Origin of the sequence: Morganella sp. HMSC11D09, assembly GCF_001807955.1 — a bacterium.
In the GTDB taxonomy this organism is placed as follows: domain Bacteria; phylum Pseudomonadota; class Gammaproteobacteria; order Enterobacterales; family Enterobacteriaceae; genus Morganella; species Morganella morganii.
In genome coordinates this window covers 13048-31998 of sequence record NZ_KV791693.1, presented here as the reverse complement: position 1 = coordinate 31998, position 18951 = coordinate 13048, and the positions used below count along the sequence as shown (strand labels likewise).

12 protein-coding genes and 2 tRNA genes are annotated in these 18951 nt (G+C 50.9%); 5 read left to right on the top strand and 9 right to left on the bottom strand.

All coding sequences use genetic code 11. The features are described 5' to 3' along the window. Nucleotides 1–81 precede the first annotated feature (81 nt). Nucleotides 82–1275 (top strand): cystathionine beta-lyase, encoded by a 1194-nt coding sequence (gene metC, locus HMPREF3119_RS11225; protein ID WP_004236772.1) that lies wholly within the window; start codon nucleotides 82–84, stop codon nucleotides 1273–1275. Between the two features lie 36 nt (nucleotides 1276–1311). Here the strand turns inward: metC and tyrP are convergent, their stop codons facing one another. The 5 genes from tyrP to ubiG all read right to left on the bottom strand — a co-directional run bounded on the left by tyrP (nucleotide 1312) and on the right by ubiG (nucleotide 7472). Continuing rightward, nucleotides 1312–2457, bottom strand: a complete 1146-nt coding sequence (tyrP, locus tag HMPREF3119_RS11220; protein ID WP_247711739.1) for a tyrosine transporter TyrP — start codon at nucleotides 2455–2457, stop codon at nucleotides 1312–1314. A gap of 209 nt (nucleotides 2458–2666) precedes the next feature. Next, complete coding sequence (gene yfaE, locus HMPREF3119_RS11215) at nucleotides 2667–2933, bottom strand: class I ribonucleotide reductase maintenance protein YfaE (RefSeq protein ID WP_070579745.1); 267 nt, start codon at nucleotides 2931–2933, stop codon at nucleotides 2667–2669. Next, complete coding sequence (gene nrdB, locus HMPREF3119_RS11210) at nucleotides 2933–4063, bottom strand: class Ia ribonucleoside-diphosphate reductase subunit beta (RefSeq protein WP_004236768.1); 1131 nt, start codon at nucleotides 4061–4063, stop codon at nucleotides 2933–2935. The genes yfaE and nrdB overlap by 1 nt, the downstream gene beginning before the upstream one ends. Before the next feature lie 12 nt (nucleotides 4064–4075). Beyond that, on the bottom strand, nucleotides 4076–6370 hold the full coding sequence (nrdA, locus tag HMPREF3119_RS11205; RefSeq protein WP_004236767.1) for a class 1a ribonucleoside-diphosphate reductase subunit alpha: 2295 nt from the start codon (nucleotides 6368–6370) through the stop codon (nucleotides 4076–4078). A gap of 376 nt (nucleotides 6371–6746) precedes the next feature. Beyond that, complete coding sequence (gene ubiG / locus HMPREF3119_RS11200) at nucleotides 6747–7472, bottom strand: bifunctional 2-polyprenyl-6-hydroxyphenol methylase/3-demethylubiquinol 3-O-methyltransferase UbiG (RefSeq protein ID WP_036418410.1); 726 nt, start codon at nucleotides 7470–7472, stop codon at nucleotides 6747–6749. A gap of 187 nt (nucleotides 7473–7659) precedes the next feature. Here ubiG and gyrA point away from each other — a divergent pair, with 187 nt between their 5' ends. After that, the gene (gyrA, locus tag HMPREF3119_RS11195; RefSeq protein ID WP_004236765.1) at nucleotides 7660–10275 is read left to right on the top strand and encodes a DNA topoisomerase (ATP-hydrolyzing) subunit A; all 2616 of its coding nucleotides are present in this window, start codon (nucleotides 7660–7662) and stop codon (nucleotides 10273–10275) included. Nucleotides 10276–10449: 174 nt separating this feature from the next. After that, nucleotides 10450–13296 carry a two-component system sensor histidine kinase RcsC gene (rcsC, locus tag HMPREF3119_RS11190; RefSeq protein WP_070579742.1) on the top strand — a complete coding sequence of 949 codons (2847 nt, stop codon included), beginning with the start codon at nucleotides 10450–10452 and terminating at the stop codon, nucleotides 13294–13296. Between the two features lie 70 nt (nucleotides 13297–13366). On the opposite strand, the gene rcsB is transcribed toward rcsC, so the two are convergent. Next, nucleotides 13367–14017: a response regulator transcription factor RcsB gene (gene rcsB, locus HMPREF3119_RS11185; protein WP_004236763.1), complete on the bottom strand. Its 651-nt coding sequence runs from the start codon at nucleotides 14015–14017 to the stop codon at nucleotides 13367–13369. Further along, on the bottom strand, nucleotides 14010–16724 hold the full coding sequence (gene rcsD, locus HMPREF3119_RS11180; RefSeq protein WP_046024347.1) for a phosphotransferase RcsD: 2715 nt from the start codon (nucleotides 16722–16724) through the stop codon (nucleotides 14010–14012). Before rcsD ends, rcsB begins: the two co-directional genes overlap by 8 nt. Before the next feature lie 207 nt (nucleotides 16725–16931). Here rcsD and HMPREF3119_RS11175 point away from each other — a divergent pair. Next, nucleotides 16932–17019, top strand: a tRNA-Ser gene (locus HMPREF3119_RS11175). 5 nt (nucleotides 17020–17024) lie between these two features. Further along, nucleotides 17025–17100 (top strand) — tRNA-Thr (locus tag HMPREF3119_RS11170). A 26-nt stretch (nucleotides 17101–17126) separates the two neighbouring features. Here HMPREF3119_RS11170 and HMPREF3119_RS11165 read toward each other — a convergent pair. Together HMPREF3119_RS11165 and HMPREF3119_RS19820 are read right to left on the bottom strand one after the other, a co-directional pair. Further along, on the bottom strand, nucleotides 17127–18290 hold the full coding sequence (locus HMPREF3119_RS11165; protein WP_070579739.1) for a tyrosine-type recombinase/integrase: 1164 nt from the start codon (nucleotides 18288–18290) through the stop codon (nucleotides 17127–17129). A gap of 486 nt (nucleotides 18291–18776) precedes the next feature. After that, nucleotides 18777–18951: MT-A70 family methyltransferase (locus tag HMPREF3119_RS19820; protein WP_246829274.1), on the bottom strand; the 175-nt coding region annotated here is incomplete at its 5' end.

Here is an 18951-nt window from a genome sequence, read left to right as displayed (position 1 = left end):
TAGCTGAAAAGTGACTAAGGAAAGCCGCCGCCCTTATGGCAGGATAACAGCATAACCAGGCAGACTATTATTGAGGTGATTATGTCAGAACATGCACGCCGTCCTTTGCGGACAGAAACCCGGCTGACGCAGAGCGGCCGTAACCCCGCATTACAGCACGGATTTGTGAATACCCCGGTATACCGCGGCTCGACGGTGGTCTTCCCGACGTATGATGCCCTGATCAACCGCCGTGCTGAATTTCATTACGGCACTGACGGCACTCCGACGATCGCGGCACTGGAGAATGCCTGGAGTGAACTGACCGGTGCGGCGGGTACGGTGTTATCCCCCAGCGGACTGGGCGCGGTGACACTGGCGCTGCTGACCACTCTGAAAAGCGGCGATCATCTGCTGATGACCGATTCTGTTTATCACCCGACCCGGCAGTTATGCGGCGGTCTGCTGGCAAAGATGGGCATTACCACCACTTATTATGATCCGCTGATCGGCGCGGGGATTGAATCGCTTATCCGCCCGGAAACAACCGTGATTTTCCTTGAATCCCCCGGCTCCCAGACGTTCGAGGTGCAGGATGTTCCGGCGATCACTGCCGTGGCGAAACGCCATCATGTGACAACCGTTATTGATAATACCTGGGCGACCCCGCTCTTTTTCCGCGCTCATGAACACGGCTGTGATATCTCCCTTGAAGCCGGTACCAAATACCCCGGAGGTCATTCGGATGTGCTGATGGGACTGGTTTCCGCTAATGCACAGTGGTGGCCGGAATTGCGCAAAACCTATGATCAGATGGCGATGCTGCCGGGCGCTGAGGATTGTTTCCTTGTGCTGCGCGGTCTGCGCACTCTGCATATCCGCCTGAAGGAAGCACAGCACCGGGCGCTGAAAGTCGCGGAGTGGCTGCAGTCCCGCCCGGAAGTCAGCAAAGTGCTGCATCCTGCCTTCCCGGAATGTCCGGGGCATGAGATCTGGAAGCGGGATTTCACCGGCTCTTCCGGCCTGTTCTCGCTGGTTCTGAATGCGGAATACACCACAGACGACCTGGCGGCCATGCTCGACGGGCTGGATATTTTCGCGATGGGCTATTCCTGGGGTGGGTTTGAAAGCCTGATAGTGCCGTTTGACTGTAGCCGTTACCGGACGGTTACTGACTGGCAGCCGGGCGGACTGACACTGCGTCTGCAAATCGGCCTGGAAGATACGGAGGATTTGATTGCGGATTTGACCGCCGGATTTGAACGGCTGAATGCCGCACACGGACAAAAAAAATAAGCCCGGAAATCCGGGCTTGCTTTCAGAACAATGGTATTAAATGTTCGGCAGATAACCGGCGCTTTTGATGAACTCGATAGAGATCACCAGCAGGCCGAACAGGAAGATAAAGATCAGCACACCGTTTCCGCCTGCAACACGGTAAGCACCGGCTTTCGGGTTCTGCCGTACTTTCCATGCTAATAATGACGGCAGGATCAGCGCCAGGAAGGAGAGCGCCATTGCGGCATACGCCAGCGCACCGGTGAAGCTTTTGTAGTACAGGGCGCAAATCAGCGGCAGGGCAAAGGTCAGGATCCCGGTTTGCGTACGGCCGAAGGCGGAATTTTTGCGGCGGAACAGGTCGGCCAGGTAATCAAATAACCCCAGCGCCACACCCAGGAATGAGGTAGCCAGTGCCAGATCCATAAACAGGCTGACCGCGATATCCACATATTTATTGGCCACGGTCTCACTGAGCGCCGTCAGTAAGCCGTCCAGGCCGGATTTCTGCGCCAGAATACCAAAGAAGGTATCGGACGGGATCGCGCCGAGGGTCGCAACCTGCCACAGCAGATACGCCACCAGCGGAATAGCACTACCAGTGAGGAAAATAAAGCGCAGCTTTTTGCTGTCGCCGTTCATGTAATTCACCAGGCTCGGCACACTGCCGTGGAAACCAAAAGAGGTAAACACCAGCGGGATAGCAGAAAGCACCAGTCCGTTCTGAATCGGCATGCTGACAAGGTTGGTCATATTCACATGCGGCATCATGACGGCGAGCATGATGATCAGGAAGATAATTTTACCGGTGAACAGGATACGGTTGATAAAATCAACCGAGTGCGTCCCGACACACACTACCAGGCCGCCAACGAGGGTGAAGATAATGGTCGCCGTACCCGGTGTAACAGATATTTGCCACCAGCTTTGCAGGCTGGCGGAGATCATTTCCCCGGCTCCGCCGATATAGGCAGTGGTCAGGGCATACATCAGCAACAACATGCTGAAGCCGGTCAGGAGCTGACCCGGTAATCCGAGGTATTGACGGGCGACGCTGCCTAAACCGGTGTCCGGTGAGCTGTACTGATACACTTCAACCATCAGTAAGGCGGTGTAGCTCATGATAGCCCACAGGCCGATCAGAATAACCGCAATGACCGGAAAACCGATCCCCGCAGCCGCCAGGGGCATTGCCAGCATACCGGCACCGATCGTTGTTCCCGCAACAATCAGAACACTGCCGAGTGTACGATTTTTCACCAAAACCTCATGATATTTCAATCAATAATATGTGCGCAAAGCGTAATGAAAAACAGGAAAGGTGTCAAATTTAAATTACGTATACCGTAAAGATATCGTTACATTAAAGGCGTAAAAAAACCGGATTGCAGATCCGGTCACAAAACAGCTTACAGTTCGATGTCGATATCACTCAGCGGGTAGCAACTGCAGGGAAGAATTTCACCGTCATTAATAAACGCAACCGGCCGCTGCCGGTAACCGACTTTACCGCGTTTGAGGCGGACACGGCAGGCACCGCAATAGCCTTCACGGCACTGGTATTCCACTGGGACGGATTGTTCGAGTGTATTGAGCAGGTTGTAATGTTCTTCACTGACATAATGCAGCTGAATACCCTGCATGTTGCCATGCAGGGTGATTTTATAGCGGGGCATCAGAGTTCGAAGTTACTCAGTTCGTCAGTGTTGACTTCAGAGTCAATCTGACCGACCAGATAGGAGCTGACTTCCACTTCCTGTGGCGCCACCTGGACGTTATCGGATACCAGCCAGGCGTTGATCCACGGAATCGGGTTCGAGCGGACTTTGAACGGCAGCGGCAGACCCACCGCCTGCATGCGGATATTGGTGATATATTCCACATACTGACACAGGATATCTTTGTTCAGACCGATCATCGAGCCGTTGCAGAACAGGTAATCTGCCCACTCTTTTTCCTGCTCCGCCGCACGGACAAACAGGTCGTAGCAATCCTGCTCGCACTCTTTGGCGATTTCCGCCATTTCCGGATCATCCTGGCCGCTGCGCAGCAGGTTGAGCATATGCTGGGTGCCGGTCAGGTGCAGCGCTTCATCACGGGCGATCAGTTTGATGATTTTCGCATTACCTTCCATCAGTTCGCGCTCGGCAAAGGCGAAAGAGCAGGCGAAACTGACATAGAAACGGATCGCTTCCAGTGCGTTGACGCTCATCAGGCACAGATACAGCTGGCGTTTCAGGGCGCGCAGGGTAACGGTAAAGGTTTTACCGTTCGCGGTATGCGTCCCTTCACCGAACATATGATATTCATTGGTCATACGGATAAGATCATCATAATAGCCGGAAATATCTTCCGCGCGTTTGATGATCTCTTCGTTTGCCACGATATCATCGAATACCACTGACGGATCATTCACGATATTACGGATAATATGCGTGTAAGAACGGGAGTGAATGGTTTCCGAGAAAGACCAGGTTTCCACCCAGGTTTCCAGCTCCGGAATGGAGATCAGCGGCAGCAGCGCCACGTTCGGGCTGCGGCCCTGGATGGAATCCAGCAGGGTCTGGTATTTCAGGTTGCTGATGAATATATGCTTTTCGTGATCCGGCAGGGCATTGTAGTCAATGCGATCGCGGGATACGTCCACTTCTTCCGGACGCCAGAAGAAGGAGAGCTGTTTTTCAATCAGTGATTCAAAAATCGGGTACTTTTGCTGATCATAACGGGCGACGTTCACCGGCTGGCCGAAGAACATCGGTTCTTTCAGCTGATCATTATGTACCTGCGAAAATGTTGTATAAGACATTATTTATTCACCTTAAATTTTACACGCGCCGCCTTCACAACCATCATCGTCGGCGATGACCACTTCCTCAGGAAGGTCTTCCTGGGTATCTTCCGCGCCATCGCGGGTATTGTGGTAATAAAGTGTTTTCACACCGTATTTATAGGCCAGCAGCAAATCTTTCAGTAACTGATTCATCGGTACTTTGCCGCTCGGGAACCGGGTCGGATCATAGTTGGTGTTGGACGAAATCGCCTGATCGACAAATTTCTGCATAATCCCCACCAACTGGAGATAACCTTCGTTGCCCGGCATCTGCCATAACAGCTCATAGGCGGATTTCAGACGGTCATACTCCGGCACGACCTGGCGCAGAATGCCGTCTTTCGAGGCTTTCACGCTGATATAGCCGCGCGGCGGCTCAATACCGTTGGTGGCATTGGAGATCTGCGAGGATGTCTCTGACGGCATCAGGGCAGACAGGGTGGAGTTACGCAGACCGTGTTTTTTGATCTCTTCGCGCAGGCCTTCCCAGTCATAATGCAGCGGCTCGTTCGTCAGCTGATCCAGGGTTTTCTTGTAAGTGTCGATCGGCAGAATACCCTGTGAATAGGTGGTTTCGTTAAACCACGGGCATGCACCGTACTCTTTTGCCAGCTCATTGGAGGCTTTCAGCAGGTAATACTGAATAGCTTCAAAGGTGCGGTGAGTCAGGTTATTGGCACTGCCGTCGGAATAGCGCACACCGTGTTTCGCCAGGTAGTAAGCGAAGTTAATCACCCCGATACCCAGGGTACGGCGGCCCATTGAGCCTTTGCGTGCCGCTTCAATCGGATAATCCTGGTAATCGAGCAGGGCATCCAGGGCACGTACTGCCAGGATAGCCAGCTCTTCCAGCTCATCGAGGTTTTCAATGGCACCCAGGTTAAATGCGGACAGCGTACACAGCGCGATTTCCCCGTTCGGGTCATTCATATCGTTGAGCGGTTTGGTCGGCAGGGCAATTTCCAGACACAGGTTGGACTGGCGCACCGGCGCGATAAACGGATCAAACGGGCTGTGAGTGTTGCAGTGGTCCACGTTCTGAATATAGATACGGCCGGTAGAGGCACGTTCCTGCATCATCAGGGAGAACAGCTCCACCGCTTTCAGCGTCTGTTTGCGGATCGACGGATCTTTCTCATACTGCTCATAAAGACGCTCGAACGCATCCTGATCGGCGAAGAACGCGTCATATAACCCCGGGACATCGGACGGGCTGAACAGGGTGATATCCTGGCCTTTGATCAGGCGTTCATACATCAGTTTGTTGATCTGGACGCCGTAATCGAGGTGGCGGACACGGTTGCCTTCAACACCACGGTTGTTTTTCAGTACCAGCAGGCTTTCCACTTCCAGATGCCAGATAGGGTAGAACAGCGTTGCCGCGCCACCGCGCACGCCGCCCTGAGAACAGGATTTCACGGCGGTCTGGAAATGTTTGTAGAACGGGATACAACCGGTGTGGAATGCCTCGCCGCCGCGGATCGGGCTGCCGAGCGCACGGATGCGGCCCGCGTTGATACCGATACCGGCACGCTGGGACACATATTTGACAATCGCACCGGAGGTCGCGTTGATGGAGTCAAGGCTGTCGCCGCACTCGATCAGCACACAGGAGCTGAACTGGCGGGTCGGGGTGCGGACACCGGACATAATCGGTGTCGGCAGGGAAATTTTGAAGGTTGACGTGGCGTCATAGAACCGGCGGATATAATCCAGACGGGTCTCTTTCGGATAATGTGAGAACAGACAGGCCGCAACCAGGATATACAGGAACTGTGCACTTTCATACACTTCGCCGGTAACACGGTTCTGAACCAGATATTTCCCTTCCAGCTGTTTGACGGCGGCGTAAGAGAAATTCATATCACGCCAGTGATCGATGAACTCATTCATCTGGTCAAATTCAGCTTCGGTGTAATCGGTTAACAGATTTTCGTCATATTTACCGGCAGCCACCATTTTCTGTACATGGGCGTATAACGCCGGCGGCTCAAACTGGCCGTAGGCTTTTTTGCGCAGGTTAAAAATAGCCAGGCGGGCAGACAGATACTGATAATCCGGCGTTTCAGCGGAAATCAGATCGGCGGCGGCCTTAATCATGGTTTCATGAATATCCGCGGTACGGATCCCGTCATAGAACTGAATCTGGGAACGTAACTCGACCTGGGAGACAGAGACATTATTCAGACCTTCAGCGGCCCAGGTAATGACGCGGTGGATTTTGTCTAAATCGATACGTTCTTTGTGACCATCACGTTTGGTAACAAGCAGATTCTGGTTCATCAGTTGATATACCCTGTTTTGAAAATGACACTCTGTTGTGATTAACGCGCCGATAACGTGTATCCGCCCGATAAAAAACGATCCCTGAAACAAATGTTCCGGGAAAGTCAATAGCGGGTGCTGAGCGATTTAAACACAAGATGTAGTGTGTCTGTAAAAGATGGGTAACAAGATAATGATAAATGCGCTCAGGATCAAGTGTATAAAATCAGGATCTTTTGTGGATAACTTGAGGATAGTCACCCGCTGACAGAGTGGTAAGCACTGAGATCACTGACAAAATGAAACTGTGCTTACCTTATTACGCGAAGCGATAATTTTAGAAAAATGCGATTTGTTTGGCGTTTTATTAATCGCCGGAGTAATTAACTTGACACTATAAAATAAAACGGGTATGCAACATATAATTTACATCCACATTGGGTGCCAGCCAGAATTTATCGCTTAACGGATTGTAATGTAAGCCGATCATATGCTGCTCGCGCAGACCGGTATTATTCAGCCAGTCAATCAGTTCTGCCGGACGGATAAATTTTTTCGCATCGTGCGTACCGGGCGGTACCATCTTCAGAATATATTCTGCTGCGATAACGGCCATAAACCAGGCTTTTTTGTTGCGGTTAATGGTGGAGAACACCACATCGCCCCCCGGTTTGACCAGACGGGCACAGGAACGCACCACAGACGCCGGATCCGGCACATGCTCAAGCATCTCCATGCAGGTCACCACATCATACTGTTGTGCATGTTTTTCTGCGTGCTGTTCCACCGTTTCCTGCACATAGGTGATATCAGTGCCGTTTTCCAGTGCATGCAGACGCGCAACCTGAAGCGGCTCTGCGCCCATATCCAGCCCGGTGACGTCCGCACCTTCCCGCGCCATACTTTCTGCCAGAATTCCGCCGCCGCAGCCGACATCCAGCACTTTCTTCCCGAACACACCGTTAACCCGCTGCTGAATATAGGCCAGACGCAGCGGATTGATCCGGTGCAGCGGTTTAAATTCACCCTCAAGATCCCACCAGCGTGAGGCAACATCCTCAAACTTTTTGATTTCCGCAGGATCGACATTGGCTGTCAGCGGGGAAGCTGTGTCATTCATGGTCTCTTTCTCTCTCTTGCTGCGGCAGAACCTGCCGGAATACGCGATGGCGTCAGTATACAATGCCGGGCGCGGATGCGTCAGAAATAAAATACTCTCCCGATTTTTATATCTCCTTTTTTAAACATTGGCGATTTGTGGTATAGTTCCGCACCTTGAATCCGGAGTAATGAGGGATACTGGCTCCATGAGCGACAATGCCAAAGAAATCTTGCCCGTTAACATCGAAGAAGAGCTGAAAAGCTCGTATCTGGATTACGCCATGTCCGTTATTGTCGGACGCGCGCTCCCCGATGTCAGGGATGGTCTGAAACCGGTTCACCGCCGCGTATTATTCGCGATGAAAGAACTGGGTAATGACTGGAATAAAGCCTATAAAAAATCTGCCCGTGTGGTCGGGGATGTGATCGGTAAATATCACCCCCATGGTGACAGTGCTGTGTATGAAACGATTGTCCGCCTGGCTCAGCCGTTCTCAATGCGCTATATGCTGGTGGATGGTCAGGGTAACTTTGGTTCAATCGACGGTGACTCCGCAGCGGCAATGCGTTATACGGAAGTCCGTATGGCGAAAATTGCCCATGAACTGTTAGCCGACATCGACAAAGAAACCGTGGATTTTGTACCGAACTATGACGGTACCGAAATGATCCCGGATGTGATGCCGACCCGCATCCCGAACCTGCTGGTGAATGGTTCATCCGGTATTGCTGTCGGGATGGCAACCAATATTCCGCCGCATAACCTGGGTGAAGTCATCGACGGCTGCCTGGCCTATATTGATGATGAAGATATCAGCATCGAAGGTCTGATGGAGCACATCCCGGGGCCGGACTTCCCGACTGCGGCGATTATCAACGGCCGCCGCGGTATTCTCGATGCTTACCGCACCGGACGCGGCAAAATTCATATCCGTGCCCGCGCTGAAGTGGAAACGGATGAAAAAACCGGCCGCGAAACCATTATCGTTAATGAAATTCCGTATCAGGTGAACAAAGCCCGCCTGATTGAGAAAATCGCCGAGCTGGTTAAAGAGAAACGTCTGGAAGGTATCAGCGCACTGCGTGATGAATCCGATAAAGACGGTATGCGCATTGTGATTGAAGTCAAACGCGATGCGGTCGGTGAAGTGGTACTGAACAACCTTTATCTGCTGACACAGATGCAGACCACGTTTGGTATCAATATGGTTGCCCTGCATCAGGGACAACCGAAGATCCTCAATCTGAAAGAAATTCTCAGTGCGTTTGTGCGCCACCGCCGTGAAGTGGTGACCCGCCGGACAATCTACGAATTACGCAAAGCCCGTGAACGCGCCCATATCCTCGAAGGTCTGGCGATTGCACTGGCCAATATCGACCCGATTATCGAGCTTATCCGCCGTGCGCCGACGCCTGCGGAAGCAAAAGCCGGGTTACTGGCACAGGCATGGGAACTGGGCACAGTTGCCGCTATGCTGGCCGGTGCCGGTGATGATGCCGCCCGTCCGGAAGGTCTGGATGAGCAGTTCGGTATCCGCGATGGTCTGTATCATCTGACCGAAGTTCAGGCTCAGGCGATTCTGGATCTGCGTCTGCAGAAACTGACCGGTCTGGAGCATGAAAAACTGCTCGACGAATACCGCGAGTTACTGGAACTGATTGCCGGTCTGCTGCATATCCTGCAAAGCCCTGAGCGTCTGATGGAAGTCATCCGTGAAGAGCTGGTGGCAGTGAAAGAGCAGTTCAACGATAAGCGCCGTACTGATATCACAGAAAATACCGCGGATATCAATATCGAAGATCTGATCAGTCAGGAAGACGTGGTGGTGACACTGTCTCATCAGGGCTACGTGAAGTATCAGCCGCTGACCGACTATGAAGCCCAGCGCCGCGGCGGGAAAGGCAAATCTGCTGCCCGTATCAAAGAAGAAGACTTTATCGAACGTCTGCTGGTGGCGAACACCCATGACACCATTCTCTGCTTCTCCAACAAAGGGAAGCTGTACTGGCTGAAAGTGTATCAGTTACCGGAAGCCAGCCGTGGTGCGCGCGGTCGTCCGATTATCAACATATTACCGCTGGATCAGGAACAGAACGAGCGTATCACCGCTATTCTGCCGGTCCGTGAATATGAGGAAGGTAAGTTTGTCTTTATGGCGACTGCCAGCGGTACCGTGAAGAAAACCTCCCTGCAGGACTTCAGCCGTCCGCGTAACGCCGGTATTATCGCCGTCAACCTCAATGAGGGTGATGAGCTGATTGGCGTTGATCTGACTGACGGCAGCAACGAAGTGATGCTGTTCTCTGCTGACGGTAAAGTCGTCCGCTTTGCGGAAGATGCTGTCCGTGCCATGGGGCGTACCGCCACCGGTGTGCGCGGTATTCGTCTGGGTGACGACGATGCGGTCGTGTCGCTGATTATTCCGCGTGGTGAAGGTGAAATTCTGACGGTCACCGAAAACGGCTACGGTAAGCGGACAGCGGAAGCGGAGTATCCGACCAAATCCCGCGCCACTCAGGGGGTTATCTCCATTAAAGTGAGTGAGCGTAACGGGAAAGTCGTGGGGGCAATCCAGGTCGGTGCGGATGATCAGATTATGATGATCACCGATGCCGGTACGCTGGTCCGTACCCGCGTCTCTGAAGTCAGTATCGTGGGCCGTAATACCCAGGGTGTGACGCTGATCCGTACCGGAGAAGAAGAGAAAGTGGTCGGTCTGCAGCGTGTTGCGGAGCCGGAAGAGGATGAAAATGATTTCTCTGAAGACGGTGAAGTGACGGATGCGGCATCTGATGATAATGCAGAAGAGAATAACGATTAATATCACCGGTTTCCGGTAATATAAAATCAGAAAAACCGATAAAGCAGGAACAATAATATTGTTCCTGCTTTTTATTTACCCCGGGGGTTTTGTAAACATTGCACAGTGGTATATCCTAGACATAACAGTCTGAAACCTCGTGAATATATCAGATTCATTATTGGCGGAGCCCCTTTGAGATACTTTTCATCTTTCCAGACATCACTGAAAATTTCGCGTTACCTGTTCCGGATCGTCGGTGTGATGTTATGGGGGCTGGGGGCGCTGGTGACGGTATTCTATTTACTGAATATCTATAACGGGATGCGCAATGATATCCGCCAGCAATATTATTCCGATTACGATGCCTTATTAGCCTATTTCCGGCAATCCACCGATATGACCCGCGATATCCGTTATATGAATGAACGGTTTGTCGAAAATAAAGAAGTACGGCCGGGAGAGCCCGCAGACCGGACCACCGACGGCTTTTTTATTGATTACCGGGCACTGAATACCAAAGGCGACTGCGCGGCCTTCCGCACCGGCAGCGGCCCGTATATTATTGCATTCAAAGATCTCCTGACGTACTGGCAGAACAATATCGCCGCACCGATGGGGCTGAATCAGGTCTTTCTGGTCGGCTCAAAAACCCTGTGTATGGTGTCATTTCCGATCCGCAACCTTTCCACCAGCAGCGAAACGTTGCGCAGAATGGTCAATGATTACTCTCAGAACTATTTCCGCCTGAAAAGTCAGGGGAAAGAGCGCACCATTTACTGGGCGGCGCCGGGTAGTAATCAGGGAATGGCCAGCCTGTTTGTGATGATGCCGCTGTATTATGACGGGCGTTTTCTGGCACTGATGGGTATTGAGCGTAATCTGCAGCTGGAAAACTTTAACCGCCTGCGCGATTTCCCGGCCAATATGGTGATTATTAATGAGCAGGATGATGTCGTGCTCTCTTATCCGGAAGAAATTAACACACAGAAAAATAAAGACCGTTATCTGGTGGACGATAATTATTTCGGCTATGACGACGAATTCACCCAACTGGTCTTTAAACGCAGACTGACGCCGTCGCTGCTGAGTGTGGTATATACCACGCCGCTGAGCTCAATCTATGAAAAACTGAAATTTCAGATCCTCAACGGGGCGATTCTTAATCTGATCTCTGCCATTATTATCGGGTTGTTTACCTGGCTGCTGGAACGGCGGATATTTATGCCGGCCGAAAACAGCGCCATGCGTCTGGAGGAGCACGAGCAGTTCAACCACAAAATTGTGGCCTCCGCACCGGTCGGGATTTGCATTCTGCGCACACTCGACGGTACGGCACTGCTGAGTAATGAGCTGGCTCATAATTACTGGCGTATGCTTTCGTTTGAGGATCGCAACCGTATCGGCCTGCTGATAAAAGATAAACGGCAGGGGATGGAAGATATGGTGACCCGTAACGGCGGGCACCTTCAGGTCAGTTTTGTGCATTCCCGTTACCAGAACGAGGAAGTGGCGATTTGTGTGCTGGTGGATATCAGCGCCCGTGTGCAGCTGGAAAGCTCGTTACAGGATGCGGCACAGGCGGCAGAGCAGGCTAACCAGTCGAAATCCATGTTCCTTGCCACGGTCAGCCATGAGCTGCGCACGCCGCTGTACGGTATCATCGGTAACCTGGAGCTGTTACAGTCCATGGCGCATTCGCGGGATGCCCAGCGCCTGCTCGGTACGATGAATAACTCCTCGTCATTATTACTGAAAATTATCAGTGATATTCTCGACTTCTCCAAAATTGAATCCAAACAGCTGAAAATTGAGCCGAGAGAGTTTAACTTCCGCGAACATATTCATTTTGTGGTGGCAAACTACCTGCCGCTGGTGGCGAAAAAACACCTTTCTCTGTACTGCTTTATTGAAAAAGATGTGCCGGAGCTGGTCTGTAATGACCCGGTACGGATGCAGCAGGTGATCGCCAACCTGTTTAATAATGCGATTAAATACACGCATGTCGGGATGGTGTGCATTCACGTCTATGTCTGCGGTGAATATCTGCATGTGGATATTCAGGATACCGGCGGCGGTATCAGTGAGGACGAGCTGCGCCAGTTATTCGACCCGTTCTATCAGATTATGCCGAACACGGACAGCCCGTCGCAGGGTACCGGGCTCGGGCTGCCTATCTGTGAAAAACTGATCTCACTGATGGACGGTGACATGATGGTGGAATCGCAGAAAGAGGTCGGCAGCTTGTTCGGGATCCGCTTCCCGTGCTATACCGCCTATCCGTCCGGTCATCATGCGGATATTGTGCCGCTGACCGTACCGCTGGTCTTTGAGTTCCGCAATGGCGTGCTGGCGGATTATATGCAGCGTTACTGGCAGGATATTGCCCCGGCAGCGGTTCCGTTGTCTGAATGCCCTGACATTGCCTGTGCCGTGGTGATCACGGACGTGGTGACCCCGGCGATGAAACAGGCGCGTCTGCTGATTGAACTGGATGCCGGGTATACCGACAAACCGGTGCCGATGGGCGGCAATCACTGGCGGCATAATACCCATCAGCTTGACGGGTTGTTTGATTTTGTCTCTGACCGCCTGAACAACCGCCGTCAGGAAGCCGATGATCTGCCGCCGCCGCCACTGCCGGACAGTCAGCAGGCAGCACATGTCCGGATCCTGATTGTGGATGACCATCCGATTAACCGCCATCTGCTGTCAGATCAGCTGCATCTGTTCGGCTTCCACACCGCAACAGCGGATGACGGGCTGGATGCACTCGACTTCCTCGAAACCCACGAGGTGGATATTATTCTGTCAGACGTCAACATGCCGAATATGAACGGTTATGACCTGACCCGTGCACTGAGAGAGAAGGGGATGACACTGCCGGTTATCGGGATCACCGCCAACGCGATGGCGGAAGAGCGCGAGCGCTGTCTGGCTTCCGGCATGAACGATTGTCTCTCCAAACCGGTCTCTATGCAGGCGCTGCGCACCATGATGCAGCATTATATCCCGCAGGTCACACCGCCCGGGGCAGAATAAGCGGGCACATAAAAAAACCGCCGTTCAGATGAATGGCGGTTTTGTATCAGTACTGTAAAACGTGTCCGGATTACTCGTCTCTGTGGCTGTCGATAGTGACAGACGAAAGGTAATTCAGCAGAGCGATATCGTTATCCACACCCAGTTTCAGCATGGCGGATTTTTTCTGGCTGCTGATGGTTTTGATACTGCGGTTCAGTTTACGCGCAATCTCAGTGACCAGATGCCCTTCGGCAAACAGACGCAGAACCTCACTCTCTTTCGGAGACAGGCGCTTATCGCCGTACCCGTTGGCATTCACTTTTTCCAGCAGTTTGGAAACGCTGTCAGGGGTGAATTTCTTTCCTTTCTGCAAAGAGGCCAGTGCTTTCGGCAGATCAGCCGGTGCACCCTGCTTCAGTACGATACCTTCGATATCGAGGTCCAGTACGGCACTGAGGATCGCCGGATTATTGTTCATGGTCAGCACAATAATCGCCAGGTCAGGATAATGGCGCTTGATATACTTGATAAGCGTGATGCCATCACCGTATTTATCTCCCGGCATGGAGAGGTCAGTGATCAGAACATCCGCGTCCAGGCGTGCTAAGTTATTGATGAGTGAAGTGGAATCTTCAAATTCACCAACAACATTAACCGTTTCCAGCTGTTCCAGGGACTTTTTTATCCCGAACAGAACAATAGGATGGTCATCAGCGATAATAACATTCAGGTTATTCATACTCTTGGTTACCTTGCTGCAGCAATTCAGTGACAATGGCATCAATTTCCCGGATACCTTCATCCACCTTCATTTTGTTTTTGTCAGCGATACAGCGTTCTATATCTTCACAGCGTGATTTCAGATAATCAAAGTCGAGCACAGCAAAGACCCCTTTGACCCGATGTACTGTCAGCGCCAGTGGCTGCAATTCACTTAATTCTGCTTCCGTGTACATCTTACTTATATCAGGAGGGACTGTGGTGGCAAACAAGTCTTTATACGTACTTTGTGCCAGCTGATTTTTATATAACGCAACAACTTCCCCGACGGAAAGCGCTGCTGTATTAATACCCGGATTCCCGGGTAAGAATCTATCATCAAACTCATCCGAAGTTAAGCTTTGTTCGATAAGCAGCGTAATAGCATTCAGAATTTCATCATTGAAATTATAATTACACTCCACCAGGGAAGGCGTAATCATTCTGTGTTCAATAATGTCATTTCGTAAAAAGAGTATTGGCTTTCTCGCTTTCTTATCAAAGTCAGTTATCAGGATGTCATATTCATCTTGCAATAATGCGCGATTTTTATCAAATAAAATTCCGCCGTTTTCAATTATAATTGCGTTAATTATTTCCCGAATACTCGGATTAATGATATTGATCTTAAACAGCGTATCTTCCAGCACCTCTGACGGCTCACCGATCATCTCGGTGGCAGGCAGCGGCAACTCAACAGTGTAGTGTGTGCCGATGTCCGGTTTACTGTCTATTTTCAGCTCTCCGCTGAGTTTTTTACATAATAAATCACACAAATAGAATGCCAGCCCCGAGTTCGGACGACCTTCCGTCTCCGCGACCTGAAACATAAACGGATCGTGCAGATTAACGAGATCAGATTGCGGCAGACCGGAGCCGCTGGCGATTATTTCCAATCTGATATTATTATGTTCATCTTTAAATATATTCTTAAGGCGAATAACCAATTTACCGTATTTTAAATTACTGACAGCATAATTCAGTAATAATAAAAATATCTTACTGATAATAGGGCCGTCACCAATGTAATTCAGCTGTTTATTAATACTGTTATGGAAATAAAGCGGAATGCCTTTGTCATTTATCTGACGTGAGAATTGTTTAACGATATCTTCGACGGTCTGTGACAACAGGAATTCATCATTGGTCGGTTTCCAGTCATCACTTTCCAGGTCAGCCAGCAGAATAATATTTTCGATCCACTCACACAGATAACCGGATTCCGTTACCACTTTATCCATCAGCATGCCGCCGGCGGGATCAGTCACATACGGTGCCAGCGTATGCAGGTCATTACCGAGCTGTTTGACCGGCACCACCAGCTCTGAACGGATATTTGACAGCACAGACTGACGGGCTTTGATACTTTTCTTATACTCACGGTCAGACAATTGCAGGCGGCGTGCGGTCAGCGCTTCCTGATCCACATCCCGGAACAGAATCAGATAAGTATCATTCATATTACGGACCGGATTCATACTGACTTCATAAACCACGTTATCAATGGTGGTCTGGATCCGGCCCTGGTGCTCGCGGGCCATATCGCGGGTTTTGTTCAGGTCGCTGAGGGTCAGCAACTGACTGGCGATGGTATTACTGACCAGCCGTTTATTGGCGGCAAAATCATAAATCGCCAGCCCGATAGGCAGTTGCGCCACAATTTCATTGGTTATCGCCTCACTGTTTCTGGCCTGGCGGACCAGTGTATTGAGCGGGGAAATGAACCGTTTGCGGATATAAACAAGGCCGCCGACGGAGAGCATACTGAACAGGAAGACAGAAATTAACAGCCAGATATTGGCCGCCAGCATCTCTTCGGCCAGAGATAGCAGTGAGAGCTGATAAACCACCTGATACGGCATTTCACGCAGACGGTAACTGAGTTTCAGTGACAGGCCGTTAATACTGATCTGCACCGCATTCGGACGGTTGCTGAGGGTGTGGGTCTCGGCCGGGATCAGTGACAGATTGGACAGATCCAGATTATCCGGCACCAGGTTATTCACCGGTAAATCAAACGCCACCACGCTGGTCAGCTGACCGGGGTTATTAAACATTGCGCGGTAGGTATAGTAATAGGTTGATTCTGACGGCATCTTGGTAAAGGAGGAGAGGGTTTCCCGCTCATCCAGCGCTGTGGAATCCGCCAGCATTTCCGCCCGTTTTTCATCGGCACCCAATGTCAGCGGGCTTTCGCGGTAGCGCAGCTCCGGACGCAGGGCAGAATGGGATGTCACCAGCAGCAGACTGTTATCCAGTCCGTTGAGGTAATATACAGAATTAAACTGATTTTCACCGCCCCACAGAATGGTCAGATAGTCTGAAAAACGCCGTGCGATGGCGTAGGTCTCATCATTGGTCTGGCCGAACAGGATGGCATCCACAACCGGTACACGGCTGTCAATCCAGTAAATATCATTCAGGATCTTATGCGGCGGAACGAGCTCAGGCCGCTTCTCGGTGTCCGTGGTATTGGCGAGCCGGAACAGCTCAGCGGACTGATAGCGGTACGTTTCAACCTGATGTTCTATCCGTGTGCTGAAACTGTAGAGTGCGCCTTTTTTGCTTCCCAGCCAGGCATCGTAATAGTTATATCCGTATAAAAAGAGAGATAAGACTAATAACGAAACAAATGATGCATAAAAGCCGGGTATCGCATAAGGCTTGGAATGTGACTGTCTGTACATATGTTCCGTTGCGACCTTATAGTAAGTACTTGACTGTAAATTCACCGGGAATTAATTCTATCATACTAATTCCCGTCACAATAACAGCAGTATTCCGCCGCAGGGCCGGTATGATGCACGAATGTTGAGCAGGCAGACAAAAAAATCGGATTTTTTTGCATATAGGGGTAGACAGGTTCCTCATTTTTCAGCATAATCGCGCCCCATGGAAGGATGGCCGAGTGGCTTAAGGCAGCGGTCTTGAAAACCGCCGACGGGAGACCGTCCTAGAGTTCGAATCTCTATCCTTCCGCCAAATTCGCCGGCTTAGCTCAGTTGGTAGAGCAACTGACTTGTAATCAGTAGGTCACCAGTTCGACTCCGGTAGCCGGCACCATATTAAACCCGTTAACTCTCAACCAGTTAGCGGGTTTTTCTTTTGTGCTCACCAACCACGATCAGGGTCGGGTGGGACATATTTGGGACATCCTCACCAAAAACAGCATCGATTTGCTGCGCATGCTGGCTCAGATGACCCGGTGCCAGGTGAGCATACCGGCGTACCATTTCTATTGATTCCCATCCCCCCATTTCCTGCAATACGGACAGCGGTACTCCTGCCTGAATTAACCAGCTCGCCCATGTATGGCGAAGGTCGTGAAAACGGAAGTTTTCTATACCGGCACGTTTAAGTGCAGTCCTGAACGCAGTATTACCGTCAACGCGCATTTTTCTGACAACCGGAGTCATTGAGCCGTCAGATCTGTTTTTAGCCTTCGTATGCACAAAAACATACTTTGTGTGATTGCCTATCTGCTCACGCAGGACGCGGCACGCAGTGTCGTTAAGAGCAACACCCAATGCTTTCCCTGATTTGGTCTGATCCGGGGGAATCCACGCTACTTTTCTCGGCATATCTATTTGTGACCATTCCAGGTTAATAATATTGGAGCGCCGCAGGCCGGTAGCCAGAGCAAATGTCACAACAGATTTAAGAGGTTCACTGCATTCATCGATCAGGCGTTTCGCTTCCCGTGGCTCGAGCCATCGGACCCGGTTATTCTTCGGTTTTGGCACCCGGATATTCGGGGCTTTATCGAGATACTTCCAGTCGCGTTCAGCGGCGCGGAGCAGTGACTTGATGAAAGCCAGGTAAGCAGATTTGGTTGCTACAGAAACCGGCTCTGATTTTTTACTGACTGCGCGCCGCTTCCTGCCGGAAATATGCTTTTCCCAATTTTCTTTCAGCTTCTGATTTTTCAGCTTACTGACAGCATCATAGATTTTAATCTCATCAATATCTGCCAGGTGCATCCCTTCAAAGTGATCGAGCCAAAACAGTATTTTGGTTTTATCATCATCAAGAGATTTTTTGCCTGATTTTTCCTCGAGCCACCGCGTACAGGCAACCTCAAAAGTAACCTTCGGAGTTTCACCCAGTGAGCTTACGCGCCACAGCTCGGCCTTTCGTTTATCATGCAACTCCTGCGCTTGTTTTTTGTCCGTTGTACCAAGCGACTCCTTAATTCTTTTACCATTGTGCGAGTAACTGGCGTACCATACCTCGCCTCTCCGGAAGATTGACATATCCTTTCCTCTTCCGCACTAATCACGCTTTCCGGCGTATTGTGCATTTTGTAGTTGATGGCTGCAATGCAATTTGCCCGTGTAAACTGCCACGGCGATTTGGGCTTAAGCGGATCTTTTCTCGAACCGGACAGCCTGCCGGAATCAATCCACTTTTTCAGGGTAGGGTAAGATATTCCCATGAAGGCACAGGCTTCACGGCTATCCATCGGGTAGGAGTCTACCGTCGGCCAATATAAAGTTAGGGCTCTGCCTCTGGTTAAAGTGGGTTTAGTTGCAACCCCCATACTTCATCCTCCTGCTGTAACGTACGCACGTAATACCCGGGCACTTTCTTCTCAGGAAAGCACGGGTGATTAAGTGGTTTGAATTTCGGTGTGTATTTGCCGAGTATTGCGGTGTGTTGTTCGTCTGATGTGTGCTGCATTAATTCCGTAAGGCAATCCCTTGCTATTCGTCTGCGTCCGTTCTCTGCTTTCTGTGGTGTTATAACTTAACGCTTCCGTCCACCTGATCCCCGTACACATCCCATTCGCCGTATTTCTCCCTGGCAAACAGTTCAATGCGCGGGACATCCCCATATAACTCTTCCAGTCGGTGATGAACCTCCTTCGGTTTCTCGCTGTGCTTGCCGAGGCAGGAATACACTATCTGCCGGACG